This is a genomic window from Candidatus Nanopelagicales bacterium, from assembly GCA_037045355.1.
Lineage (GTDB): Bacteria > Actinomycetota > Actinomycetes > S36-B12.
This window is the reverse complement of sequence record JBAOHO010000026.1, coordinates 387734-413158: the sequence shown is the minus strand read 5'-3', so window position 1 is coordinate 413158 and position 25425 is coordinate 387734. Positions and strand designations below refer to the sequence as shown.

27 protein-coding genes and 1 tRNA gene are annotated in these 25425 nt (G+C 64.0%); 12 read left to right on the top strand and 16 right to left on the bottom strand.

The window, feature by feature from the left end; all coding sequences use genetic code 11:
- Positions 1 to 13 precede the first annotated feature (13 nt).
- On the top strand, positions 14 to 349 hold the full coding sequence (locus V9E98_14565; GenBank protein MEI2718188.1) for a hypothetical protein: 336 nt from the start codon (positions 14 to 16) through the stop codon (positions 347 to 349).
- A 51-nt stretch (positions 350 to 400) separates the two neighbouring features.
- Here the strand turns inward: V9E98_14565 and V9E98_14560 are convergent, their stop codons facing one another.
- Entirely contained in the window at positions 401 to 1297 is an 897-nt protein-coding gene (locus V9E98_14560) for a DUF6159 family protein (protein ID MEI2718187.1), read from the bottom strand.
- A 13-nt stretch (positions 1298 to 1310) separates the two neighbouring features.
- Entirely contained in the window at positions 1311 to 2096 is a 786-nt protein-coding gene (locus V9E98_14555; GenBank protein ID MEI2718186.1) for a Pr6Pr family membrane protein, read from the bottom strand.
- A 75-nt stretch (positions 2097 to 2171) separates the two neighbouring features.
- Here V9E98_14555 and V9E98_14550 point away from each other — a divergent pair.
- Positions 2172 to 2244, top strand: a tRNA-Thr gene (locus V9E98_14550).
- A gap of 43 nt (positions 2245 to 2287) precedes the next feature.
- Entirely contained in the window at positions 2288 to 3904 is a 1617-nt protein-coding gene (locus V9E98_14545; protein ID MEI2718185.1) for an alkaline phosphatase family protein, read from the top strand.
- A gap of 88 nt (positions 3905 to 3992) precedes the next feature.
- Here V9E98_14545 and V9E98_14540 read toward each other — a convergent pair whose 3' ends face one another.
- The 5 genes from V9E98_14540 to V9E98_14520 form a co-directional block, all read right to left on the bottom strand.
- Positions 3993 to 5792, bottom strand: a complete 1800-nt coding sequence (locus V9E98_14540; GenBank protein ID MEI2718184.1) for a fibronectin type III domain-containing protein — start codon at positions 5790 to 5792, stop codon at positions 3993 to 3995.
- A 186-nt stretch (positions 5793 to 5978) separates the two neighbouring features.
- Positions 5979 to 7655, bottom strand: a complete 1677-nt coding sequence (locus V9E98_14535; GenBank protein ID MEI2718183.1) for a response regulator — start codon at positions 7653 to 7655, stop codon at positions 5979 to 5981.
- Positions 7656 to 7676: 21 nt separating this feature from the next.
- The gene (locus V9E98_14530; protein ID MEI2718182.1) at positions 7677 to 8219 is read right to left on the bottom strand and encodes a heme NO-binding domain-containing protein; all 543 of its coding nucleotides are present in this window, start codon (positions 8217 to 8219) and stop codon (positions 7677 to 7679) included.
- Positions 8220 to 8226: 7 nt separating this feature from the next.
- The gene (locus V9E98_14525) at positions 8227 to 8913 is read right to left on the bottom strand and encodes a response regulator transcription factor (protein ID MEI2718181.1); all 687 of its coding nucleotides are present in this window, start codon (positions 8911 to 8913) and stop codon (positions 8227 to 8229) included.
- An 87-nt stretch (positions 8914 to 9000) separates the two neighbouring features.
- Positions 9001 to 10644, bottom strand: a complete 1644-nt coding sequence (locus V9E98_14520) for a nitrilase-related carbon-nitrogen hydrolase (GenBank protein ID MEI2718180.1) — start codon at positions 10642 to 10644, stop codon at positions 9001 to 9003.
- Positions 10645 to 10727: 83 nt separating this feature from the next.
- Here V9E98_14520 and V9E98_14515 point away from each other — a divergent pair, with 83 nt between their 5' ends.
- A complete protein-coding gene (locus V9E98_14515) occupies positions 10728 to 10940 on the top strand; it encodes a DUF5302 domain-containing protein (GenBank protein MEI2718179.1) in 213 nt (70 codons plus the stop codon).
- 64 nt (positions 10941 to 11004) lie between these two features.
- On the opposite strand, the gene V9E98_14510 is transcribed toward V9E98_14515, so the two are convergent.
- A complete protein-coding gene (locus V9E98_14510; protein ID MEI2718178.1) occupies positions 11005 to 11496 on the bottom strand; it encodes an anti-sigma factor in 492 nt (163 codons plus the stop codon).
- Positions 11497 to 11776: 280 nt separating this feature from the next.
- On the opposite strand from V9E98_14510, the gene V9E98_14505 reads away from it, so the two are divergent.
- A complete protein-coding gene (locus V9E98_14505) occupies positions 11777 to 11950 on the top strand; it encodes a hypothetical protein (protein MEI2718177.1) in 174 nt (57 codons plus the stop codon).
- Between the two features lie 43 nt (positions 11951 to 11993).
- Positions 11994 to 12203 (top strand): hypothetical protein, encoded by a 210-nt coding sequence (locus V9E98_14500; protein MEI2718176.1) that lies wholly within the window; start codon positions 11994 to 11996, stop codon positions 12201 to 12203.
- 163 nt (positions 12204 to 12366) lie between these two features.
- Here the strand turns inward: V9E98_14500 and V9E98_14495 are convergent, their stop codons facing one another.
- Positions 12367 to 12996 carry a fasciclin domain-containing protein gene (locus V9E98_14495; GenBank protein ID MEI2718175.1) on the bottom strand — a complete coding sequence of 210 codons (630 nt, stop codon included), beginning with the start codon at positions 12994 to 12996 and terminating at the stop codon, positions 12367 to 12369.
- 179 nt (positions 12997 to 13175) lie between these two features.
- Between V9E98_14495 and V9E98_14490 the strand changes: the two genes are divergently transcribed.
- Together V9E98_14490 and V9E98_14485 are read left to right on the top strand one after the other, a co-directional pair.
- Positions 13176 to 13427, top strand: coding sequence for a hypothetical protein (locus V9E98_14490; GenBank protein MEI2718174.1), 252 nt, complete (start codon positions 13176 to 13178; stop codon positions 13425 to 13427).
- Between the two features lies 1 nt (position 13428).
- Positions 13429 to 13569, top strand: a complete 141-nt coding sequence (locus V9E98_14485) for a hypothetical protein (protein MEI2718173.1) — start codon at positions 13429 to 13431, stop codon at positions 13567 to 13569.
- 36 nt (positions 13570 to 13605) lie between these two features.
- On the opposite strand, the gene V9E98_14480 is transcribed toward V9E98_14485, so the two are convergent.
- Together V9E98_14480 and V9E98_14475 are read right to left on the bottom strand one after the other, a co-directional pair.
- Positions 13606 to 14898 carry an MFS transporter gene (locus V9E98_14480; protein ID MEI2718172.1) on the bottom strand — a complete coding sequence of 431 codons (1293 nt, stop codon included), beginning with the start codon at positions 14896 to 14898 and terminating at the stop codon, positions 13606 to 13608.
- A gap of 96 nt (positions 14899 to 14994) precedes the next feature.
- Positions 14995 to 16479 (bottom strand): serine hydrolase, encoded by a 1485-nt coding sequence (locus tag V9E98_14475; protein ID MEI2718171.1) that lies wholly within the window; start codon positions 16477 to 16479, stop codon positions 14995 to 14997.
- Positions 16480 to 16680: 201 nt separating this feature from the next.
- On the opposite strand from V9E98_14475, the gene V9E98_14470 reads away from it, so the two are divergent.
- From V9E98_14470 to V9E98_14460, 3 genes are all read left to right on the top strand, one after another.
- A complete protein-coding gene (locus tag V9E98_14470) occupies positions 16681 to 17208 on the top strand; it encodes a DUF4440 domain-containing protein (protein ID MEI2718170.1) in 528 nt (175 codons plus the stop codon).
- Between the two features lie 101 nt (positions 17209 to 17309).
- On the top strand, positions 17310 to 17807 hold the full coding sequence (locus tag V9E98_14465) for a hypothetical protein (protein MEI2718169.1): 498 nt from the start codon (positions 17310 to 17312) through the stop codon (positions 17805 to 17807).
- Between the two features lie 40 nt (positions 17808 to 17847).
- A complete protein-coding gene (locus V9E98_14460) occupies positions 17848 to 18204 on the top strand; it encodes a hypothetical protein (GenBank protein MEI2718168.1) in 357 nt (118 codons plus the stop codon).
- A gap of 74 nt (positions 18205 to 18278) precedes the next feature.
- Here the strand turns inward: V9E98_14460 and V9E98_14455 are convergent, their stop codons facing one another.
- From V9E98_14455 to V9E98_14435, 5 genes are all read right to left on the bottom strand, one after another.
- Positions 18279 to 19871 (bottom strand): metallophosphoesterase, encoded by a 1593-nt coding sequence (locus V9E98_14455; GenBank protein MEI2718167.1) that lies wholly within the window; start codon positions 19869 to 19871, stop codon positions 18279 to 18281.
- A 120-nt stretch (positions 19872 to 19991) separates the two neighbouring features.
- A complete protein-coding gene (locus V9E98_14450; protein ID MEI2718166.1) occupies positions 19992 to 20189 on the bottom strand; it encodes a hypothetical protein in 198 nt (65 codons plus the stop codon).
- 31 nt (positions 20190 to 20220) lie between these two features.
- Complete coding sequence (locus V9E98_14445; protein MEI2718165.1) at positions 20221 to 21873, bottom strand: hypothetical protein; 1653 nt, start codon at positions 21871 to 21873, stop codon at positions 20221 to 20223.
- Between the two features lie 416 nt (positions 21874 to 22289).
- Positions 22290 to 22559 carry a hypothetical protein gene (locus V9E98_14440; GenBank protein MEI2718164.1) on the bottom strand — a complete coding sequence of 90 codons (270 nt, stop codon included), beginning with the start codon at positions 22557 to 22559 and terminating at the stop codon, positions 22290 to 22292.
- 162 nt (positions 22560 to 22721) lie between these two features.
- Positions 22722 to 24329, bottom strand: coding sequence for a putative Ig domain-containing protein (locus tag V9E98_14435; protein MEI2718163.1), 1608 nt, complete (start codon positions 24327 to 24329; stop codon positions 22722 to 22724).
- A 56-nt stretch (positions 24330 to 24385) separates the two neighbouring features.
- Here V9E98_14435 and V9E98_14430 point away from each other — a divergent pair, with 56 nt between their 5' ends.
- A complete protein-coding gene (locus V9E98_14430; GenBank protein MEI2718162.1) occupies positions 24386 to 24838 on the top strand; it encodes a hypothetical protein in 453 nt (150 codons plus the stop codon).
- Positions 24839 to 25425 lie beyond the last annotated feature (587 nt).

Genomic DNA, 25425 nt, shown 5'->3' with positions numbered 1-25425 from the left:
TCGGAGCCGGCTGATGCGCACGATCGTCTCGGCCCTTCTGGTGGCGCTTCTGGCGGGTGTCACCCCAGCCCCCGTCCATGCCTCGGCTGGGCCACCGTGCACGGTCAAGGCCATCAATCAGGCTGTCCGCGGTGAGATCACCTCCAAGAAGTGCACCCGGAAATGGGCGGCGGGCACCGTGATCACCCCTGGCACCGGGCACAAGGCGAAGTTCCTGGTCAAGGCGGCCAAGGGCAAGCGGGACCGGACCAACTGGGCTCTACTCACTCGGAGCCAGTTGCGGAAGGCCTGCGGGCCTGGGTCTCCAGTGCCGCGCAGGATCCTGCGCCGGTCTCCCTGCCAGTTGTGATGGTGATGACGAGTCAGCCACCTGCGATGACTTGCCCTTTGGACTTGGGGCTCAGCTCTTGACTCGCACCGCGGACTGAAGTTCGCCCATGTTGTAGGGGCCGATGGCCTGACCCTGCTCCGCGAAGTGGAGAAGCGCCACCGAGAAGACCGCCCTCAACGCACTGATCAGCACCTGTCCGGCAAGGATGACGACGATGCCGATCGCGGCCAACGGGATACCCAAGACCAACTGATCCCCGGCCGCGAGGAACACTCCCGCCACGAGGGCGAGGATGCCCGGCAGCAGCGCGATCAGCAGGATCATACCGCCGATCCGCACTCCGCCCGCGATCTGCATGCCCCACGTGGCCCTGATGAGTTTCACGGACTCCTTGATCCCTGACAGGGGGCCTTTCCCCCGCAGCATGATCATCGGCAACACGAAGAAGGAGATGACCGACCAGGCCACGGCCGCGAGGGAGGCCAGAATCGCCCGCAGGATGGTGATGATGATGTTGTCGCCGCCGTTGCCTTGGATCATGGACAACAACCAGCCAACCGCGGTCTGGATCGCGGCCCATCCCAGCAAGGCGGGCAACCGACCGAACGCGGCGGCGATTCCCGCACCGAAGGACGACGACCGGCCGTTCAACTCCTCGTTGGCGCAGTGCACGAGCCCACCCATACACACTTGGGTGATCAGCGTTCCCGCGTAAGCGGCAAGGATCAGGATCACTATCCCGATGATCAGCGTGCTGGTGGGCAGTTCACCACCGCTCGCAGCTGAGGTGACGTCACTGGTGACGGTGGTGATGCCGAGAACGCCCAAGCCGGTCCCGGCGATGACGAGGACCGCGACTGTCGCCACCACACCGGCGACGACGGGGAACCAGAACATGTAGGGATTACGTTTGACCACACCCCAGGTGTCCTTGGTGATTGCCTTGCTGGCGCCCCACGAGCCCATGACGTCCTCCTACCTACGGCAACGGCGTCGGCTTCTTAAATCCACTCAAGAGTCGATCCAGCCCTAAGAACAGTGTGGCGAACACCAGACCGAGGATCACGATCACCACCAGATTCACACCAACTCCCGCATACCCCTCGAGCGCGACACCCGGGATCAGCGGTGAGGGGTCGTTCACGTCGATGAAGGGATACGGATACCAGTGCTGAGGCTCACCCAACGTCGTGGTCTCGGGCGGATTGGGGGGTGGCTGAGTCAGGAACGCGCCGTGGACGAGTGTGTAGAGCAGCCAGAGCACCGGGACGATCATCATCTTGGGAACGAGATCCCACGTGAACCGGGGGCGCGGTCCGAACAGAAGGAAACCCAACAGCGTCGCCCACGGGACGATGTAGTGGTAGCCCATGTTCGTGTAGACGCCGAGACCCTCCGGGTGGGAGATGGGGGCCAAGACGATCGCGTAGATGAGTCCGGTGATCACGATCATGACGAGGCTGGTCATCCTCATCCATCGAAACGCCCCACTGTCGCGCACCGGGTTCGCGAACATCGCCCAGTTGGTGGCCATGGCCAGGATGTTGGACAAGACCGTGAAGTAGCTCAGGGTGAAGATCACCGCGTTCAGCGGACCGCCGTTCTCCGGCTGCGTGATCGATAGGTAGATGCTCAGGCCCAGCGTGCAGGTTCCGATCAGTGCGATCAGCCCGTGGTAGAACTTCGCGACTGTCACCCAGGCACCGCTCGGGGCGAGCGTGAGTGTGTCCGGAACTTCCAGTTCGGCGGCGTCTGCGACAGGCATGGTCAGATGCTCGCGCACCCGACTCGGAGATGTCTGCCCAATGCCTATACTGAGGCCGTCGCCGACGGGCGGCACGCCGCCTTAGCTCAGTCGGTAGAGCGATTCACTCGTAATGAATAGGTCGTCGGTTCGATTCCGACAGGCGGCTCCGCGATCCCACCGCAGCAGAATCCGTGACCGCTGGAGGAGCAATGACGCAGCATTCCGCCGGCGAGGCCATGGACCATGTGATCCTGGTGATCTTCGAGAACCGCTCGCTCGACAACCTCCTCGGGCGTCTGTATGGGCCGCAGGATGGCAAGGATTTCGAGGGCGTGATCGGTAAGGACCTGTCCAACCCCGTTCCCTCATGGGCCGAGAATCAGCCGCCCGACGGCAGTGGCCGGGTCGAGTATGTCGTCGCCACCGACATGGACTCACCCAACCCCGACTCGGGCGAGGAGTGGTTCCACACCAACACGCAGTTGTTCAACACGATGGACGAGCACAACCGATTCCAGTTCGCCCAGTCGGCGCCGTGGAACGTCCCGCCGCCCGGAACCGAGCCGAACATGCAGGGCTTCGTCGCCGACTACATCAGTTTCTTCACCGCTCAAGTTGGTCGACAGCCGACCTTTGACGAATACCGCCACATCATGACCGGTTTCACTCCCGAGCAGGCCCCCGTGCTCAACGGACTCGCTCGCGACTTCGGGGTGTTCGACCATTGGTTCTGCGAAGTGCCGTCGCAGACGTTCATGAACCGTTCCTTCTGGACCGCTGGAACCTCGTCAGGTGGCACGATCAACTCGCCCGTCACCCATTGGACCAAGGACAACACAGCCGAGACCCTGTTCGACCGACTCGATCAGACTGGCCGCACGTGGAAGATCTACGTCCGCGAACCCGACCCGGTGTCGTTCACAGCGGTCATCCATTGGCCCCGTATCGGCGACCGTGCCGCGACCAACGTAGCGCCCTTCTCGCAGTTCAAAAAAGATGCGGCCAACGGCGAACTACCTGACTTCGCCTTGATCGAGCCGAACCTCCTGATCGGGCACGGCGACTACCATCCCGCGTGCAGCCGGGCGCTGGTTCAGGGTCTGGACCTGACCGGGGAGCAACCGTCGTCCATCCTGGCGGGTGAAGCCTTCCTCGACGAGATCTACACCACCTATCGGGCCATGCGATCGGCCACCGGCGCCAACGTCTGGAACACCACGTTGTTCATTGGGTGGGACGAGCCCGGCGGCACCTATGACCACGTCGCGCCCGGGCCTGTCCCGCCACCTGATCCGGCAGCACCTGTCGGGCAGTTGGGCTTCTCCTTCGATCGCTCCGGTTACCGCGTCCCCGCCATCGTCGTGTCGCCGTGGGTGGAATCGGGATCGGTCTACAACGACGAATACCGCCACACGTCGATGCTGGCCACGCTCCGCAAATTGTGGGACTTGGGTGAACCGTTCACCGAACGTGACAACGCTGCGCGCACATTCGACCATGTCTTCAGCCGCGCAGAGGCACGTGACCCCGATGACTGGGCAGCCCCGGCCGCCAATCCGGTCCCGAAGTACCAGTTGGACTTCGAACTCCTGCAACGGCAACTGAGCCCACTGGGACAGGCCATCTTGCCCGCGGTCATCGACTTGGCCAAACAGAGGGGCATCGCCTTGCCGGCCGCAGTCCACGAACCGGGGTTCGAGCTGAGCCCCCAGTTGGCCTGGGATGTCTGTGTGCTCGCGATGGCCCACTACTTCCCCACCCTCGGACCCGGGCCCGAAGCGCTGCGGAAGCTCGCGGGCGAACTCCTTTCGAGCCTTGAAGACTGACCTGTCTCTGGCGCGAACTGAGGCCCCGCCGGGAATCCCGACGGGGCCTCAGGCTGTCACCCTCTAGCGTTGGCCTTCAGTTCAGCCTTCAGTTGAGCGTTGTGTTCTCGAAGACTGCGGAACTGTTGCTGTTCCAGGAGCGGAAGCCGACCTCGGTTCCGTGGGGCTCCGGGAAGTTGCACTTCGAGTCGGCCAGCGCCTGCTTGAGGCTGGGCACATCGAACAACTTGATGCCATCGATGGAGGCGTAGAGGCTGTCGCCTTGGGCCACGACCACAATGTCATGGGTGTCGTTGACGGCTACACCGGCAGGCCATTTCACCTTGGCGATGGGCGTCCCGCATTCACTCCCCTTGTTCCATACTCGCAGCAGCAGCGCCTTGCCGAAGGACTTGTTCACGTTCTCGTAGCCGGGGTCGTACTGGAACGAGTAACCGCTGACCGAGGCGCCGCTGGGGACGCTGGCTCGGGTCCAGATTCCGTAGCCCCAGCCGGAGCGAAGCGTCGCCCGGGTCGTGAAGACCATGTCCTCTGATGTGCGCTTGGTCGTGCTCATGACACGGGATTCGTTGCCGTACTTCATGTCGACGGCGTTGCCCAGGATGTCGGCCTTGCCGTAGACGAGCTTCCACAGGTTGGCTGTCACCTGACCGGTGTCGCACCGGTTGATGACCTTACGTCCGAACTCCTTTGTGCCGTTGGCGCTGAGTCCTGTCACCACGACTGAGTACACACCACACGGGACCCGGTCGAACTCGACCTCACCGGCACCGTTGCTCACCGTGTGACTGTCACGGAACCCGCGCCCGGCCAGCGTGGGAGCGATCGCCACGTTCATCTTGGGGTAGGCCGCGCTCGAACCTACGGGTCCGGTGAAGCGGACGTTGACGATGCCGTCCGTCTCAGTGAGGTCCACCCGCGGGTCCAGTTCCGGCGTGAGTGCACCGCCCTGGCGCTGCATCTTGAACTCCTTGCTCAGTTTCACCTTGCCGGAGTCGTTGACTGCTCGGACCCACAGGCTCCACGTCTTCTGGGAGTCGAGCTTGAGGCTCTTCGCCGTGTCGAGGCCGACCGAGTCCCACTGTGGCTTGGGCTGAGCTGGGGATCGGTAACCCACCTCGTATCGCACGATCTTGCCGAAGCCATTCCAGGACGGCGCCTTCCACGACAACTGAACTTCATCGGGGTTACTGGGATTGCGGACAGCGGTCAACGCCTGCGGACTCTCCGGTTGGCTGTTCCCCAGGGCGATCGTGCTGGTGAAACACGATCCGTACTTGTTCTCGGGGGTCACTTTCGCGACGTAGACACGGTCGGGGTTCAGGCCCGACAACTTCTCAACCGCGTCGGGCGAGTTGCGCTCGACGAGCACTTTGCCGGAGGCCATCTCCTTGACCTGGACGCGGTAACCACTGATCGGGGAAGCCCCCTCGCTGGCCGGTGCCTTCCATTCCAGGACTGCGGTGTCGGCCGCGCGCTGGGTTGTCAGGCCGGTGATTCCACCCGGAGCCAGTCGATCGACGAGGTAGGCGTTGGTCTTGGCACTGTTGCCCTCGGCGTCGTGGGCGGTGACGGTCACGTTGTACCGGGTGCAAGCCCCGGACACCGGAATATCCAGTGAAGTGGCGGTGGCGGGCACCACGAATGATCGGTCCTTGGTGCCGTCGAACACGTTGACCGTGTAGTGGTCGACACCGGTCACGGCACGCCACGTCACCTGGAGTTGGTTCATGTCGGCGGAACGGGCAACCTTCAGGCCACCGGGCACCGTCACCGTGGAGACGGCGGCCGTGGCGGGCAGAGCCGCCGTCGCCAAGATCGTGGCGGTGGCAGCGACGCCGGCTATCCCGGAGCGCCACCTCAGGCGGGTCGTGGGTGTTGAACTCATGTCAGCCTTCCTCGAGCTTGTGATGTATTCAGGATGAGATGGCCAAATCAAGGTTTCCTCAAGCCCGCTTCAGACTTTCGTTCAGGAAACCTGAACATCCGGAACGTCGGATCGCATCACAGAAGTGCGCACGTACATGAACACCCGCGGAGTTCTGCCGCCGTTCTCGGGATCCTCAGGAAACTGTCAAGAAGCAGCGCTGGGTGGCAGGAAACGATCCAGGATCCCCGCCAACTGCTGCTTGGTGAACGGCTTGGTCAAGACGTCGTCCATCCCGGCCAGCCGGCTTCGGAGTAGGTGTTTGGCTGACGTGTGAGCAGTCAGGGCAACTACCGGGGTCGCGGCGGCGCCTGGGCCGACCTTTCCGGCCCGGATGTGCCGCGTCGCTTCCCAGCCGTCCAACTCGGGCATGGACAGGTCCATCAACACGAGGCCGTAGTCGGTGTCCGCCAGGGCCGCGACTGCCTCGGCCCCGTTGCTGACGACGTCGACTGGGTGTCCGAGTGAAGTCACCATGGCGCTGCCGAGCTGGCGCATGATCGCGGTGTCGTCCGCCAGCAGCACCCGATCAACGGCTCCCTGGCGTTGTGCGGCGGGTAGGACGCCCGGGATGGACAAGGTAATGGTTGTCCGTCCTTCGGAGCCGGCCGAGGTGATCTGGCCGTCGGCGTTCTCAGCGGACTGCCGGGCCAGTTCCGGCACCTCGATCTCTGTGCCGGGGAATCCGGTCTCGACAAGGATGTCGGTGGGTGACATCCGCACCGAGATGTCGATGTCGCCGCTGTCGGACGCCAGCAGCGCGGCGGCCAGAACGGCCTCGACACCGCGAATCAGAGCAGACTCGTCCAGGAATACCGCCTGGTCAGCGCTTTCGTCGATCGTGACCGAGAGGTTCCGTGGCGTGTCGCCCAGGATCCTGCGATATGCCTTCACCGTTGGCTCCAGAATCTGGGATGGTTCGACGACTTGGGGCGGTTCGTCCGTCAACTCCGGCTCGGCGTTGTGCACGAGTTTCGCGGCCCGGTCCTGCAACTCGTCAGCGGCCTCCTCGGCGATGACCAAGAGCCGCTGCAGATCGTCATCGGACGCGTCATGGGCGCCGGCGAGAGCGGCGCGCAATGCATGCAACGGAGTGCCCAGTTCGTGACTGAGCGCCGCATGGAACGCTTGGCGGGCTCTCGCGCCCGCTTGGATGGAACGTCGCGCCTCGACGAGTTCGCGCGTTCGCTCCGTGACGGCGTTCTCCAGTGTCTGGCGGGCCGCCTGATCGAGGGACGCAGCGACATCCCGCTCCGCTGCCCGTCCCAGGGCGGTGCCCACCAGGCCGCATACGTGCAGGAATCGTTCGTCAATGGGTCGCGGGATGAGGCTGAGACACTCGAACACGGCCACCACGTCCGACTTCACCACGACCGGGAAGGCGCAGGCACTTCCGGCGGCGAGCACGTCGCGACGTACGAACGTCACGGAGCTCGAGAAGTCAGGCTCCCATGTCGGCCCGTCCCGAAACGCCATCCCGGGCAGGCCCTCACCCAGGGCGAACTCGCGGTCGCGACTGGCGGCTTCAAGCCGGGCTCCCATGACCGGATTCGTGTGGAACCACAAGCCCCACGAACGAAGGACAGTGGGATCATCCGCAGCCGGCAGCAGCACATGGCCACTTGTCCAGTTGCCGTGTTCGACCACCATGGGCAGGACATCGCGATACGTGCCGCGCAGGTCGGTACTGGCGTTGGCCAAGGTTGCGACCCGGGCGACCAGGTCCAGTTCCTGCTGCCGCGCAAAGGACTCCCGCAATCGGGACTCGGCGATCTCCTCCGCCTGGACCCGCGCAACATGTTCGCGCGCCAAACGGCGTGCCATACGGTCGCCACCGGACACTGGTCACGGTGATTCCCACATGACCTGGAGCACGCAGTGATCAGCACCGTCATGCATACACGTGGACTGCGAGACGGCGATATTCTCGCCGTATTCGTCGCCTGCACCGAGAAGCAAACCCTCTGCGAAGAAGCACAGACGCCTGCCTGACCGATAGGTCATCTCGATGGAGTCACTCTCGATCTCCGCTACGTCGAAGTCGGGGACGTCGGCACCCGGGTGCAGTATCCGGACCTGTGGATGGATGAAGGAGTTGAGGGTCATGATCAGCCCACGGGAGGTGGTGTGATCACCACGGAGCTCGGGATAGCGCTCCAGGAACAGCGGTAGAGCCCGGCGGCCTAGGTGTCGCTCCACCTCGGGAACGGGGACATCCAGGCGCTGCGAGGCGGCATCCAGGATGGCCATCATCTCGGCGTCGTCATAACTGCCGATGGAGGTGTAGGCGCCGAACAGACCGGCATCGTCGAGGAGGTCGTCCCACATGTCCGCACCGTGATCTTCAGTGACGATCTGCTCCACGAGGTTGAACAGGATGCCTTTCATCTGCGCCTCACCCGCTCGGAGTCTCGAACCGGAATCCCACGCCGCGGACGGTGTGGATGAAGCGCGGCTCGCCACCGCTCTCGTGCAACTTCCGGCGCAGGTTCGCGATGTGAACATCGACGGCATGACTATCGCCGTACCATTCGGCGCCCCAGACACTCTCGAGGAGTTGGACCCGCGTGAACGATCTGCGGGGCGCCGACGACAGCCTTTCGAGCAGTTCATATTCAATGCGGGTGAGCGCCACCGGCTCACCGTCCAGAACCACCTCGCGTGCCCCGGTGTCGATGGTGAGTCCACCGAAGGTACGTACATCGGGATTGAGTTGCTGCCGGGGGCGCCGCCGCATTGCGGCGATCCGGGCCGCCAGTTCACGCAGCGAGAACGGCTTGACGACGTAGTCGTCAGCGCCGACGGACAATCCGACGACCTTGTCGATCTCGTCGGTTCGTGCGGTCACCATGATGACGTAGGCATCACAGAACTCGCGAAGTTGGCGACAGACTTCGAACCCGTCTATCCCTGGGAGTGAGACATCCAGGAGGACGAGATCCGGGTGCACCTCGCGGGCCCGAGTCAGAGCGGTTTCGCCGTCCGTGACGTGCATGACGTCATAGCCCTCGCGCACCAACAACTTCTCACCGAGCAGCGCGAACTCGGGGGCATCCTCTACCAGTAGGGCCTTGGGCTTCATCAGTGCCAAACTATCCGAAGCTTCGCCTCGTTGACCGCCAGCGACGTTCGCCCGCGCCTCAAATCCTCGAACCTAGGCCGCGAGCGATTACTTGCTCTCGGATGCCCGACTGTCCGCCGCGTTCGCGGCACGGGTGCGTCGCCACGTCGTGAACATGACGACCACGAGCAGCACCCATGCCACGTTCAACAACCACTGGAACGGCGTGCCGCCGTACAAGGTGAACGGCGAATCGGCTGGTCCCAGCGGCAGGTCCTCGACCAGGATCGCCTCTCCCCCGCGCGGATCCGTCTTGAGAGTGCGCGCGATGACCTGTCCGTTAGGCGCCACGATGACGGAGTCCCACGCCATGTCAGCTTTGGCGAAACCGACACGATTCTCGATGCTTCGGAAGACCGTGGAGGCCGTACGGATGATCGCGCCAGAGGCGAAATCGATGCTCGGTGCTGCGATGATCTGAGCTCCGGACAAGGTCTCGCGCCTGGCGGGGCCATTCGGGAAGTCGATGTCGAAGCAGATGATCACACCGAGTCGACCGAACGAAGTGGTCGTGATCGGATACAGCGTGCCGGGTGGAAATGCCTCCCCTTCAGCGATCACACGTTCGGTCTTCAGGTACTCGGACACCACAGTTCCATCGGGACCCCACGTCAGGGCGGTGTTGGGTGCCTGGAAGTTCTTCGGATCGATGACGAACCCCTGCACGAGGTACACCCCGGTTTCCCGTACCAGGTCCGGGATCCACTGCGTGTGCTGGACCCTGGGATCGTAGGACAAGATCTCCTCGGGCCAGATCACCAATTGGGCGCCGCGAGCTGCGGCCTGCTTGGTCAGGGTCGTCAGCTGCCGCTTCTGCGCATCGATCCGCTCCGATTCGGGCCGATCGGGATCTGCTGGCCCCACGACGACCAGTCCGGTGGCCACATTCGCGAGCCCGGGCTGAACGGTCGCGACCCGGACCGACGGACCCATCCTCTGGCTGACCTGCTGGTAGATGACGACACTGGTCACGATCCAGATCAGCGTCACACCGGCCGTCACGGCGGTCGACCACTTCACAACCGGCGCCGGAATCGGTACAGCGCCGCGACTCCAGCCGCGCGCATCGATCACGCGCAGCACCCCCAGAGCGATGGCCGCGTTAATGAGTAGGAGGAGAAAACTGAGTGCCGGGGTGCTCATGACGCTGACGCCGTGAATCAAAGCTGGTGCGGCGCTGAGGTGGTAGGCGATCCAATTGTAGGTCCCCGTGATCTCGTTGTTCTGGATCGCCAGATCGAACCCAACCCAGAACACCGGCATCTGGACGATGAACCAGCGGTAACCGGTGCGCTCGCTGAATGGCCGCTGAAACGCTCCCAGGAACCACCACAGGCCCCCGGCGACGAGCGCACCGAGAGCCACGAGTGGCAGTGGGAGCACTGTGGACCCCTGGGCGAACAGCGCACCCCAGAACCCCGCAGCGGCGATACCCACCGCCAGTCCCGACCACCGACGCGGCAGCAGTCGGTACTGCGCCACGTACATGGGGACGAAGGCGACTGGCGTCAGCCACCACAGATTGCCGTAGGCCTGCCATGTCACCACCAGCAGTACCGCACTGACCAATGCGAATCCGATACCGAGCCACAAGCGCCCAGCGCTGTTCGCCTCGAAAGCCTGCGGAGTGCCGCCGGGGTTCAGGGAATCGCTATCGGGGTTTTGGAGGTTGTCCGGCATGGCCGTGTTCACGTCGCGCTCCCAGTTCTGGCGTCACCCACTTCCACGGTATCGCCGCTCGGCGCTGGCCGTGCACCGGCGGGCATACTGATCCCATGGACGAAACCCCGCGTGACCCCGAAGGAACCGCCGCCGCATCTCACGACGAGCCCAACGCCGACATCCAAGCGAAGATGAAGGAAGCGCTGGAGCGTAAACACGAAGCGGAGCAGGCCGGCCACGCGCACCTCGATGCGCACTCCACCAACCAACGCACCCACGGGAAGTCCGGCGGCGGCCGTCAGTTCCGCCGCAAGGCCGGTGGCTGATCCCAACCGGTAGGCAACCCCTTCGGTGGTCGGTGCCTCTCAGCCATGTGACGAGAGAACCGCGTCATGTGACGAGTGCGCCGCGCAGAACACTCACCTTTGAGTGGGTGGGATCGCCGTCGAGGGGCTCATCCGAGATGTCCACGACCGAGAACTCAGCAGGGTCGATGCCCGCCGGCACCGGGAAGGTAACCTCCTGTGCGCCCGATCCGACGGTCCCGACAGCGATCAAGCCCGACGTCTTGGGATTGAGCAACCAGACCTCATAGAACCCCTGCGGATTCTCCAGTCCGCTCGTGTTGACCACGAGCAAGTCGTCGCCGTCGACGTCCTTCTCGAAGACCGCCGAGCCGCGACCAACAGTGTCGACTCCATCGGGCAGAGCCGCCAACTGAGCTTGCGCCACGACCTGTGAGGGCGGCAGGGCATCCTGCCGATCCACGGTGGCAACCCCCGTGACCAGTCCCCCGAGCACCGCACCGACTGCTGCCGCGACACCGAGTGGAAGCCAGTTCGTCCATGACGCGGGCGCCTGGGATCGGCGGCGATCGCCCAACGAGACGGGCTCCGTTCTTCATGGATGCTGTGATGGATTGCCACACGGCATTGGGCGGATCGATCAGTTCGATGTCGCGCGATTCGCGCATCCGACTCACCACCTGACGCAGGGAGGTGAACTCTGCTGAGCAGACATCGCACGTCGCCAGGTGGTCCCGGTCGGCCGGCGACAGGTCGGGTTCTCCCATGGCGGCAAGCGCCAGCGCGTCGGGATCACAGTGCTGCGGCATGGGCCACCTCCAGCCTGATCGCGCATTCTTCAGCAGGGAGCGCCGAACGTGGCTCTTGACGGTGCCCAGCGGGAGGTCCAATCGCTCGGCGACCTGTTGGTGGGTGAGGTCGTCGAAGAAGGCCAACCGCATGATCGAGCCCGCCGGTTCACCGAGTTGATTCAACTCGTCGAGCAGGACCACACGATCAACCACAGCGTCTGTTTCGGTTTCGCTGGGTGAGATGGGAACTCCAGCAGTCTCCGGGCCTGAGATAGTGGGCTGGGTGATCTCGAGCACTGAGACCTCCCGGGTTCGACCTGCTTTTCTGTGGTGGTCCACGATGCGCCGTTTGGCGATCGTCGTCAGCCAGGCGGGAACGTTGCCTCGGCTGTTGTCGAACGAACTCCGGTTCCGCCACGCGGAGATGAAGACGTTCTGCGTGATATCCGCCGCATGGCCCGGATCACCGACCGAGCGCAGCGCCAGGGTGTGAACCAGCGCCCCCCAACGGCGATAGGACTCGGTGAGGGCCGACTCGTCACCGGAAGCCAGGCGCACGCCCAGTTCCTGAATATCCGAGTCGGTCATCGCACCATGGTTCCACACCGTGGGGGGCGCTGATTCCGACAGCATCAGTGCTGTCATGACGCTCTCGATCAGAGCGCCTGCGGCAGCAGCACCGCGTTGATGCCATGAGCGATCTGGCGGTTGCCCTTGTTGATGTCCACTTCGAACACCCGAGCGTCAGAGGACGTGTTGCTCAGGTCCTTGATGAACACCCGAGGGGTGTCGGAGTGAGCCTGCTTGACCATGACCTCGAGCTTCTCGCCCTGCGCAGTGGTCAACTTGGCGCCGTCGGACTTCAGCGCCTTCTTGGCGGTGATCGTCGCACCCGGAACCACATGGAGCAGCAGGACCTCCTCCACAGTGTCCAAGCCCAGACCTGCAACAGCCTCGAACGCCTTCTTCTCGGACTTGACCTGCTTGCCGGTGAGGGCACTGGCCAGACGCTTGAAGGCCGCGTCGGTCGGGAGGAACGCCGTGGCCCGCTGGCCACCCTTGGTCAGCAGACTGACCGGCGAAGCGGGATCGTCACCGAGTACGGCCAGGACCGCATCTGTCACGATGTCGTAATCCTTGCCATTCTTGTCGAAGTCGCCATCGACGAGAACCTCTGCCAGAGGGGTCTTGCCGGCAGCTTGCGCGGATGTGGCACCGATCGCACCGACGCCCATCGAGGCGGTCAAGGCAACGGCGGTCCCGCCGGCGAGAAGTCGCTTGTTCATTGTGTGTCTCCTTCGTCTCTGCCCCCTCGGGATTTCCGGAGGCTCATTGTTGTATTCGCACGGGACCGCCAGGTTAGATGCAGCAGATTTGCCCAAGTTTCTCCCGGGGTTGTTCGTCGCCTTGCCACCTCCCCGGCTGGTCGGAAGGGGGGCCGTGGGCGCTGACCGCTGCCGCGTACTTGGATCCCGCACGTCTCGTACACGACACCAACATCGCCGACGGCTGCTACGGCGCTTTCGGGGCGAACTGGGCCGCAGCGGATCTGAGCAGCCAAGATGCTCTGGGTGGTCGCCTGGCGCTTCACTTCCATCCCGGATTCACCCTCATGTACGACGTCCTCGGTGTGACTGCGAAGGACTTCCAGAGCACGTATCGCAAGGCGATCCTGAAAGCGGTCAACCCCGCGCACCACCGACACCTTGGTGCCTGAGGTGATCAACAAGTCGATTGCCGACCGAACGCCTGGCGCCATCTGGCATCCAGTGACCGAAGGCGGTCATTTCATAGCCGTCAGTCACGCCGACGACGTCCTCGCGCTGGCTGCTGCGGAGCTTGCCGCGGCGAGGGACTGATTCCCCACTCTCGCCCGGCGACCTCGCAGCAAAGGACTACTGACTGCCAACGGACTGACTGCCAGGACTACGGTCCCCCCGCAGCAGAGCTCGCCAGTAGAAGATCATCGTCAGCAGGGTTCCGACTCCGAATATCACCATCGACCAGGCCGACCCGACAGTTGCGAACAACTGGCCCCAGATGAGCGACCCCACCATGACTCCCACGGTCACCGCGAGGAAGTACGCGGCCAGGTGACTCGTGCGCTTCTCTTCGTCGCTCTCCGTCTGGACGAAGTTGATCAGATAGGCGCGTCCGGTCATCGAGCCAGCGGCGAAGACGATGAGGATCATCATGAGCATGATCAGCTCCGAGCTTCCGTCCAGGACTGTGGCCACCACTGCAACGAGCACCATCGCGCATGCCGCCATGACATACGCCCGCACAGAAGCCACGCCGTGATTCGCGTGCCGAAGCCGAGGCAGAAGTACGGGCGACACCATGTGTCCGGCCGCTAACGCCCCGAGGAGCAGTCCGGCATGCAGAGCAAGTTCATGATTCAGATCCCGGGCAAAAGGCACGACCATGTGGGTCATCGGTCCGATCAGAAGCGCACTGGTCGTGGCAACGACCACAGCCGATCGAATGGCCGTCTTCGAGTGGACCGCGTTCCAGACCGCTCGCAGCGAACCACCTGCACGGCTTGGCGCTTGCGGGGTCTGCACGGGCGACACGGCGACAATCAGCCACGCCAATGGGAGCGAGGAGACCGCGTTGAACGCCAACACCCAGATCGGCCCGACCCAGTCCACGATCAAGCCCGCCAGCGGGCCCCCGACGACTGAGCCCACCCCCTGCGCGGCGCCCATCACCGCGATCGATCTCGCTCGATCGGCGGTGGGCGCGTAGCTGCTGAGTGCCACCTGATTCAGGGGCATGTTCCATCCGGCAAGGGCCCCGAACACCACAGACGAGATGAGCAGCAGTGGGTACCCGGGGATCCCCAAGCCGATGAGCAGGGCGATCGCCGCCCACACGGCGAAGGATGCGACCTGGATCATCAGAAAGGCCGGAAGCGCCCCCAGCCAGCTCGTCAATCGACCCGTGAAGGGTGTTGCCAGCGCCGACCACGCGAAGAAGAGGAAGAACATCACCGCTGTGTAAGTGGCCGCCTGGGGAGCGGTCGGTGCTGCGTCCGCCGAAATCGTCGCGGTCGCGAGGATGAGACCGGTGTTGCCCATCTGGCTGATGGCCGCGGCAACCATGAACATTCGAGTCGGGCGAGGAAGCGACCGGGCGAAAGTGACGATCCCGCGGTATTCCAGTGGTGAGTCCGGGTCCTCAGCCACCGCGAACCTCTCCTACCGAATCGACTGACGTCTCACCGACACGACTCACTCACCGGCACGACCACGCCTCGCATACTGGCGGGGTATGCGCCGGTGTCATTCGGGCAGCGTCTCCAACACGTCACTGATCAACTGGCACTTGTCGAACTGAGTCTTGTCGATCGTCCAGCCCAACCGCACGATGACCGTGTCGCGAGACGGGATCATGGCCACCAGTTGGCCGTAGTGGCCCTCCATCGTCAAGGTGTCCTTCGGAACATCGGTGGCGGTGTTGCACTCGCCTCCGATGGGGCTACCGGGAATCCAGGTCTGAGCTCCGTACCCGTGTCCGGGTCCGTCAGGCATCGCGGGCGTCCCGGCCAAGTCCCACCAGCCGGGTTCGAGCACCTGACTTCCGTCCCACTTACCGTCGTCCAGCATCGCCTGCCCCATTCGGGCCCAGTCACCGGTGTCCGCCCATAGGTATGAGCCGCCGACCCAGGTACCCGAGGTATCGGTCGTCAGGGTTCCCGTCGTGACTCCGATGGGCTCGAACAATGACTTCTGCGGATACGCCCAGTACTCCTCGTCAGTCGCGAACATGCCTTGGGCGACCTGGCTGATGATGTCCGCAACCCCGGTGCTGTAGGCCCACTGGGTGCCGGGCGGATCGACCAGAGGCTGACTCGCGGCGTAGTCGGCCATGCTCGGTTGCCCATAGAGCATCTTGACGACCTTGCCCAAGGGCCCATAGTCGTCGGCGATGTCCAATCCGGCTCTCATGAAGAGAAGATCGTTGACGGTGATGTTCCGACGATCGTCCTGTCGCCATTGCGCGACCCAGGGCGGCTCCCGGTCGGCCGGAAACGCATCGACAACCTTGGTGTTGAGGTCAAGGCCCATCTCGGTGGCCTTCTGATAGAACAGCATCCCGTTGACCGTCTTGGTCATGGACCAACCCAGCAGCGGAGTCGAGTCGTCGAAGCCCTCGGCTTGCTTCTGGGCCAGCAGCCGTCCTCGGTAGACCACGGCCATGCTGCGAGCGTTGGCCGCATTCGGGTCGCCGGCACCGACAAAGGCCTGGTCCATGACTTCCTGAAGGCCGGCGGCGTCGATCTTGGAGTCCCAATCCTTGACCGGCAACGCGGCATCCCCTTGTGGCCAGAGTTCCGGACTGCGCGGTGCCGGCGAATACGGAACTGCAGCGGGATCCGCTGGTAGGTCCAGCACGCAACCACGGTTCGGAAGGAGCGAGGCCTGTCGACCGACGACCCCCAAGAACTTGGCCGTCACCGACCGGCCCGCCTCATCGACATCGATGGAGATGACGCTCAGGGCCGGACTCTGCGGCAGCACGTCGTCGGTGAACACCTCTTGGGGGTCGCGGCCGGCGACGAAGGTCCCCGAGCAGACACTCTGCGCAGCCAAACCCGCGCTGTTGCTCGGAATCTGGAAATACAGCAGTGCTCCGATGACAACCGCCAGCAGGAGGACAATGAGGACGACGATGGTGATCAGGATGCGCTTGATCCAGCGCCCCGCGCCGCCTTGCTTCGAAGGCCCCGAGTCCTTCGGCGTTGTTGTCTCGGTCGACACTGGCACCTCCACAGGCTTCTGTCTGCGCGCTGTCGCAGGCTAGCGAAACCGGGCGCCCGAAGCATGCGGGACAATGGCCCCCTCGCATCTCCTTCGTCCCAGTGGTGCGATTCGGAGCCGGCGGGTAGCGTGCGCGCCCGCCGGGCGGCGTGTCGCTGCCGGTTCCTGCCCCGGCCGATCGGTGGATTCGTCTCCACCATTCCACCGATGAAGACCTCGCCGGTGGTACGTTGCGACTCCACTCGCGAAGGGCTCGCCGTGCGAAATCGGACTCTGGCCACGATCGCAGCGGCGACCGGACTGGTCCTCGTGACCCCTCCAGCTCTCGCCGATCCGCCACCACAGGCCCGAGTGCCCGTGGTGGAGCAGGCATACGTGTCCTGGATCGCGGCGCTCGAGACTGCGGATTGTGATGGCTCACTCGTCTCACGGCTCTACACCAGGAATGCGATCCTGCTGGCCACGTTCACGAAGTACATCCAGGGCCGTCCCGACATCACGGACTACTTCGACGGACTGACATGCAATCCGGATCTGACGGTCGCGACGAACCGCATCCGAACCGGCCGCGATGGAGGGATGGGCTACGCCACGGGCCTGTACCGGTTCACATACACGAATGAGTCCGGTGGAACGGTGAAGGTTCCCGCGAGGTTCACATTCGTCTTCGTGAAGCGGGGTGGCGACTGGCTCATCGCCACCCATCACTCGTCCGAGGATCCGAAGAAGAAGTAGCACGGGCACACCCGCAACCAACCGGCGAGGAACCTGAGAGTTCAACGGCTCATCTACATCGGATCGCCGGGGTTACCGTGGGGGTGGAAGGAGCCCGAGTTATGCGCCGTTCAGCCCTGTCAGCGACCGCCCTCGCCTCGGTGCTTCTTGTGTCAGTGACCTCCGGCGCCGAGAGCAGGGTGCCCGTCGTGCCCGATCGAGAGGTCTACGCCGAGCAGTACCTGAGCATCCTGTGCCCCTTGAACGTCGAGTACGAGCAGATGAACCGCAGCCTCGACAGGTGGGAACGCACTGGGTCGACAACGATCGGGGCACCTGTGCCCGGGTTCGCGCGTAAGGCATTCCGGGAAATGACCGAGGCATACGACCACGCCGCGCAGCGAATGAAGCAGGTGCCGTGGCCCGAAATTGTCGACAAGCCTGCCGATCGAATCACCCAGCGCTTCGTGTCGGGCGTCGGGTACTACGGCTCGCGTGACACTCATCGAGTCAAACCATCGTGGAAGAACAAGATGGATAGCGCCGGATCGGCACCGGAGTACATGCGCCGGTTGCTCGAACTTCCGCCGGTGGGAAAGGGCTGTGGGAGGCGCGGCTGAGGTAGGTTCGATCCACCGACTAACCCCTCTGGGAGGACCTATGAAGTTGACCAAGACCGCCGTCCTGGTAGCGGGTGCCGCACTCGTGCTGCCCTCCGCTGCTGTGGTCTCCACCGCCAGTGCGGGAACCGCTCCGCCGCCGTGCACCAACCGGGCGATCGCCAAAGCCCTCAACAAGGCGGGACCTGAGGACAACTACAAGATCCTCAGCAAGTACTGCAAGGGCTACTGGGCTTCCGGCGCCGTGACGATCGACGGCCAGGACGAGGGCGCGTATCTCGTCGAGGACAACGGCGGCAAGTGGAAGGCTGTCAGTTCCAAGCGGAGAGCGAAACTCTGCCAGCCGAACAACACCACCCTGCCGAAGAAGGTCAAGAAGCACGCCTGCGTGAGTTGATCACACCGCGAGCCCCGCTGGATGCGCCATCCGGCGGGGCTCGCGCATGTCCGGGGCTTGCGCCCGCCAGAGGGTCAGCAGGAATCGGACCCTGAGTCCCGCGGACCATCGACGACGGTGGGCAAGAAGCTCCAGGAGTAGTTGCCGGCCCCGAGCCTGAGTCTCAGAAGTCCATGGCTGTCGTTCTGCCGGAACTCCGACTGGGGGCTACGGGATCGGAAACTCCGCAATGGAGCACCCCCGGTGCCCACGATGATCTGGCGAATACCTGCCGGAGTGCGCGTGCCCGCGTCGTCCAGACGGGGGAACCGCTCATAGGAATGCTGGTGGCCAACGAGAAGCAGGTCGGCGCCATAGTCCATCAGCAACCGCCACAAAGGACTGACCTGCCCCCGATTGCCCTCGGCGTTGTCGCCGCTGGAGTACATCGGCTGATGCCAGACGGCAGCAAGGCAACGCCGTGGATGTGCGGCCAGATCCCGCTTCAACCACTGGTACTGCCGCGACTTCGGCTGGCACCCTCCCACTGCCCAGCAGTTGCTGTTCAACATGGCGAAATGCCATTCGCCGATGTCGACCGAATACCAGGGGTTGTTCTCGGTACCCAGTCGGGGCCCGAAGTAGTCGAAATAGCCCACGGCCCCCGAGTTGTACTCATGGTTGCCGGGCACTGCCCACGTGCGCTCCTTGAAGCGTCCGAAGAAGGGCTCGTAGCAGTCCCGGAACTTCTCGGGAGTGCCGTCGGTCTGCTCCATGTCACCGAGCCCCAGCAACGGTTCCGTTGTGGAGATTGCGGCGAGCAACGATGAGGTGTCGGCGAGGGCTCCGAGTTCGCAGTCCGCGATGTCGCCGACAGCGAAAGCGACCTGATCCCCTGTGGGCTGGGTCGCCGTGCGTGCCGGCGCGGAAGTCCCGGCTGGGTTGACGTTGCCGCCGGTATCCCGAGTGAAAACCGAGTACGTGTAGGACGTGCCCGGAGACAACCCCTCGTCAACTGCCCATTCCGCGGTCGGGGAACGAAGGGACACCGCGACCCCATCGCTGGGGCTGGAGGGCGGGGAATCTCCCTGGGCACGACGCACGATGACCTCGGATAGGTCGCCGTTGCCGGGGTTGCGCCATGACATCGCCACACTCGCGTCGGTCACCTGACCGACGTTCAGGTTGCTCACGGGCGCGGGCGGAGTGACGTCCAAGGTCGTGGGTTTCACCGGCCTGGCTTTGTACCGGTAGGCCACTCGCACTTTGCTCTTGTGACCTTTGCGGACCCGTACGTTCTTCTGGGAGACGCTGACCATGACCTTGCCCCCCGGAGCGCGGGTCTTCTCCGCCCGGATGCTGTATCGACCGACGGCCAGTTCCCGCAAGGTGATGGACTTGGCCGTCCGCGCACTGAATCCGTCAGATCCGGTGATGGACACCTTGGCTGCCGCCTGTGGTGACTTCTTGACCTTGACGCGCAACTTACCGGTGGGGACGCGCTTGTCTCCGCTCCCCTTGTCACCCTTGTCCTTCACGGCAGTCACGGCGGTCACGGCGGTTATGGCAGGAGCGGCACCACCCGTGACCATGACCTGCTCGGACGAGACCGAAGCCTGAACGGCGGGAAGCGACGTCGCAGTGAGCGCCAGGCCGAGTGCCAGCGACGTCAACGTGCTAGGTCGCATGCGCCGCGGGCCTTTCGTTCGACGATGGGAAATCGGGCAGTTCCGCCCTGGGACGATTCGCCATGGTAACCGGGACAGCCGCGATTCAACGATCCGCTGCCATCGAGCTGCGAGCATCCGTCACAGCGGCGAGTCGACTTCCACCTTCATGGCGGGACGGCCATACGCATCGAGTCCGTTCCTGCCGGGTGAGCACGCCATGACCTTGCCCACGGCCGCGGGATCCGTGGCGGCCGCGCTGTGACAGGTTGCCAGGGCCCGTTGCCCCCAGAAGTTGGGATGGGCCGGCAACTGCTTCAGTTGGTCGACGCCGTCCACCCACTCCGGAGAGCGGTACGCGCCACTGCCATCAACTGCGCGCCACAGTGTGGGGAAAAGGACCGCCGGACTGGTGTCTTTGGTACACACCGGTCCCCAATCGAACCCCATACACGTCACGATGATCGGCGTCATCCAGGTTCCCCGCTGGCCACCCCAATCGCCGTACCACGCCTGGTGTGAGCGTGTTGTTGCCGTCTTTCCGGGTCGCCGGGTAGGACACCTGCTTGCTGCACAACTGGTGTCCGGATACGGCCTTGGTGGCATCGACGACTGTGAACTTGACGTCCGGGAACTCCTTCTTGAGGGCTGAGGCTCCCTCGATCATGCGCTTGCGCAGCAACTTTCCGAAGTCGCCATTGAAGAAGTTGAGGTCACCGTCGGTGAAGCCGCAGCCGCCGATACCTTGCCGGCCGTACCCCGAGTCACCACCGAAGTCCGACTCGAACTCCGAGGCGGGGGGCAATCCGATAGGCGGACTCTGGACCGCAATGGTGTAGTCACCTCGCCGTGCACCTGCTGTATCCAGCGCCTTCACGATGTTGCGGCCCGCGGTCAGAACTGCGTCCTTCGCCTTGGTCAGACCATTGCCGTCGTTGTAGGCCTTGCGGGCTTCACTGCCGCTGTCCTTCTTCCAACACGCCGCCTGCGTGGGCACCAAGAAGCGCTTGACGCAGTCCGAGACGATATCGGCGAAACCGACATCGTTTCCGCCGATGGACAGCGAGACGACGGACACCGAGTCGCCCTTGCTCTGCACTTGTTGCGCGAACCTCTGCAACTGCAATGCCTGACCGACGATGCGCCCATACTTCTGGGTCTGCTCTTCCACGAAGTCGATGCCCGGCTTGCCCGACGACAGCCGAGTGTCAACCACCGCTCCGGAACACGCGAAGTTCATCCCTGCGTAGTCGGGTCGGTTCCAGAACATCAGCGCCGATGAACTGCGGTGACATTTCACGCCTGACAGATCCACGCTGTACTTTCCGGCATCGTTGCCCAAGCCTGGCTGCGCGATCGGCTGGGCGTAGTCACCGGGGTAGGTCTGCTTCAGGGAAGAACCGAAGGCGCTGATCCACCACCGGTCATCCTGGTCGTACTTCTTGCAGTCTTTCCACGGCAGCACATTGTCGTGATGATTTCCGCACCAAGGTCCATAGCCGGCGTAGCTGGCGCCCTCACCCGACATGTAGGAGTCGCCGAGCCCCACGACCCACCGCCGACCGGAGTCCGCGCCGGAATCAGCTTCGATGCGAACACGCTTCGAAGCGGCCGACGCAGGACCGCCGTACGCCTCGCCATGCTCCCGGTCGTACCAGCCCGTGGTGTTGTACCAGGTCTCCAGCGGCACGGAGACCCGGTAGACGCCCTCGTCGGCGGGGTAGCGCAACTGGTACCCGTCGGGGGTGAAGTCCGAGGTGAGGACCGTGCGCCAGTCCGGTTCTCCCTGGCGAGCAGTGCGCTCCTGCAGGTAGACCATGCCGCGACCCGGACCGTCGGAGACGTCGCCCGAGAAGGTGGTCACTCCCGCGTCGTTCGTGCGCGTGTCGACGGACACGGTCACCTCGGGCGAGTCGCCCCGGCTATCTCCCGGGTCCGCCAGGGCCAGGACCGGGGGCGCCATCAGGGACCCCGCCAGGATCGCGGTGCCGCCGCCCAGTACAGCCAGTCGGGACAGTTTCATCTGGGTCCTCCGGGGGTGATCCGCCACGATCTTTGGACCCACGGTAAGGCGTCACACGCCGTAGCGGAAGCGCCGCTCGACTGGCCCGGCGACCAATACCCTACGGGGTATACTTCCCAGCGTCAGTGCAATCGTTCCCGGAGGACTGCCACCCATGTGCCATCAGAAGACCTGCAAGATCTGCAAGAAGACCACGTGGGGCGGGTGCGGACGTCACAAGAACGAGGTACTCCGTGGGGTTCCGAAGACGCAGCGCTGCAAGTGCACGGCCGCTGACCGTGAGGCTGCGCGCAAGAATTCCTTCTTCGGGCGCATGTTCGGCTGATCCGCGACAGCCCGTTCGTCAGCCAGTCCCCCCGGACCGGCATGACGTGAATGGTCGCTTCGAGACATCCCATGTCCGCGACCACGACTGTCTAGGTGCACCCTTGGTCTTTGCGGTGATCCGCACCGAGTAGGTGACCCGGTCGTTGCAGGTGGGTGTCACGGTGACCGCGTCCTTGGTCCCGACCACTGTGTTGCAGTGTCGGCCGACCCTGCACCCCATTGACCTGACAAGCGGTCTTCACGACGACCTTGCCTGTGGCCTTGACCTTCGAGACGACCTTGGTCGACCTGTTGACCGGCAGGTCCTTTCCCTCGGGCCGAGCCGTGACCTGCAGGGCCGAACCTGCTTGTGTGATCACGATGGGTACGGTGGCCGACGCCGACCCGTTGGATCCCGTCGCGGTCACCGTCACCTGGGACTTGCCGACCTTCTTCGGCGTGCCCGAGATGACCCCGGTGCTCTCCGACAGTTTCAGTCCCGCGGGAGGCCCCCGAGGTGAGGGCGTAGGTGACCACTCGGGTCAGCCCCCCAGGGTGCGGGTGGGCGTTCTTGACTCGCTTACCGACGGTGCCGTTGATCGTGCGGTAGTACAGGTACGGCGTTGCCGACGCGCCGGATCTCCAACGGTGGTCGTGGTGGTGGCGGATCCCTCCCGGCCCGTGACCTTGACCTTGATAGTGAAAGCTCCGTGTTCCCTCGGAGTGCCGGTGATCTCCCCGGTGTCCTCGTCCATCGTCACGCCATCGGGCAGCCGGCCGTCGACGATGGCGAACTTCAACTGCCCGGTCAGACCCGACACGTGCGGGTCCAACGGCACCAACTTGGTGCCCTGCTCCCCCTCGCCGGCCGGGTAGCTGAGCGTCGGATAGTCGGGGTCTGAGATTGTGATCGTCACCGTGGCAGTGGCCCGCGCGTTGTTGCCACCCGTGACTGCGACCTTGAAGACGTACTTGCCGGCCTTGGTCGGGGTCCCGGCGATCTCACCGGTGTCCCGGCTCAACTTCAACCCCGGAGGCAGATCCCTATCGGACACGGTGTAGGTCCGCGGCGCGGGCACATCACGGGTCTGCGGATCCAAGGGGTCGAACTTCTTACTCACTCGGCCTTTGCCCTCGGGATAGTCCAGGTGCGGATCGGCCGGAGCCGGCTTCTCCGAGATCGTGATCGTCACCGTGGTCGTGGCCTGCGCGTTGTTGCCACCCGTGACTGCGACCTGAAAGACGTACTTGCCGGCCTTGGTCGGGGTCCCGGCGATCTCACCGGTGTCCCGGCTCAACTTCAACCCCGGAGGCAGGTCCCCGTCGAAAGACGTGTAGATCCGCGGCGCCGAGACGTCACGCGTATGCGGATCCAACGGATCGAACTTGGTCCCCACCCTGCCCTTGCCATCGGCATAATCCAGATGCGGATCGGGAGAGGTCCGGCCCGTCACTGTGGCACTCGGCGGACCGTCACCGGAGGCGTTGACGGCTACGACGACGAACTCGTAGTCCGTGTCCGGGATCAACCCGGTCACCACTGTCTGCAGCGTGTCCGCACCGGACAACGCGACCGATGTGAACGGTGCCCCAGACCCCTTGACGCGATACGACAACCGATACCCGGTGATCGGTCCAGAGGGTGGATCCAGGGGCCGGGTCCAACGTGCGGTCAGCGTGGACTTGGTGGGATCCCCGACCGATAACTCGGGCGCGTAGGTCAGTTGTACTGCGCCGATGTTGCGCTTGCCGTTGGCGTCCACCCGGGCATTGCCCAGCACATCGGTGGTGATCGTCGAGCCGTCGATCGGGTTGATCAACTTGTTGACGCCGCTGGCATCGGGCACGGCGTCGATCAAGACGCCCGGACCGGTAGGTGCGCCCAGTAGGGGCGTGACTGCCGACAGGTAGGGGCCCTGGTTCCACGAATCCGGCTTCAGCCCCGGCGGGTGGGTGATCACCAGCGGCAGGATCGAACGCAGGGCCGATGCGTCCTGGGAGGGCGTCGGCTGGACCCAAGTGAGGGCGTCGGAGGTGAAGGCCGCGGTGTTGCCGAACAGCACGGGTCCGCCCCCGGCCAGCGAAGCATTGGCTCCGACCGCGCTGCTCGAGAAGTTGAACCGCGCCGGACCCAGCGCGAAGAACCCCATGCCTGAAGTACTGCAGTATTCACATGTCGGGTAGGTCGCAGTAGAACGTGCTTGCCTTGACGTCGATGCTGCCGCTGGACGACAGAATGCGGTTCATCTGCCCTTGGGGCTGGATGGCGTATCGGTGCAGTCCGGTGGCCCAAAAGGCACTGTTCGACGATCTGCGTATTGTCCGCCTCGAGGATCATCCCCCCGGTGTCCACCAACTGGCTGCTGACGATCGTGGTCGAACCGCCGTACCAATTGATCGCCCTACCCTGTTCGTTGCCGGCCAGGTACACCTCGTCGAACACCAGATTGCCGCGGGAACCGCTGCCGGGAGAACCTCCGTAGACGAGGGCGCCACCGCTGAACTCGGACTTGGCGGATCCCGGTGTGTGACTGTTGGTGATCCAGACCGCGGCCAGCGTGATATTCGCGCCTGTCGAGTCGGTGGCAACGGCCGGTTCGTCGCACGTGTCGTTGAAGTCGTTGATCTCGTCTGCGACTATCCCGTTCATGGCCAGTGACGCGTTGTGCTCCACTCGCACCAATGACGGTAAGTTGTGGAACCTCATGTCGCTGATGGACACGGCCACGTCACTGTTGTCGGCGCCGTAGGTGCCCACTTGGAGGAACCCGGTTGAATGCCGGATCCACTGCGCCTGGCTGTAGTTCCGCGGGCACCTGTCCGTGGGGTTGGTTTCCAGCCAGAGCCTGAACTCCTGCCGGCCCTCCATCTGGACCCCGTTGCCGACGATGTCCACCGACTGTGTCGCGTCACCCGCGAACACGAACCTCATGCCCGAGCGGTAACACGTCGACACATCCACCGCACCCAGCCCTGGCGCGAACTCGATGGTGTCCTTCCCTGGGTTGCTGTTGGCCTTGGCGAGAGCCTCCTCGAAGGTGGTTCCACCAGCAGGAGTCTGAGCGTTACGACACAACGAGACGCGATCGACAGTGTAGGTAGTTCCAGACGCTGCCTGCGCTGGCATTGCGGCAACAACCGCCATCCCGGCCACAAGGGCAAACGACGACGTTGCGCCGATGATTTCGCTGAGACTTCGGAAAGGCATGATCACTCCCCGGGTCCGCCCTTCGGCGCCACAGGCAC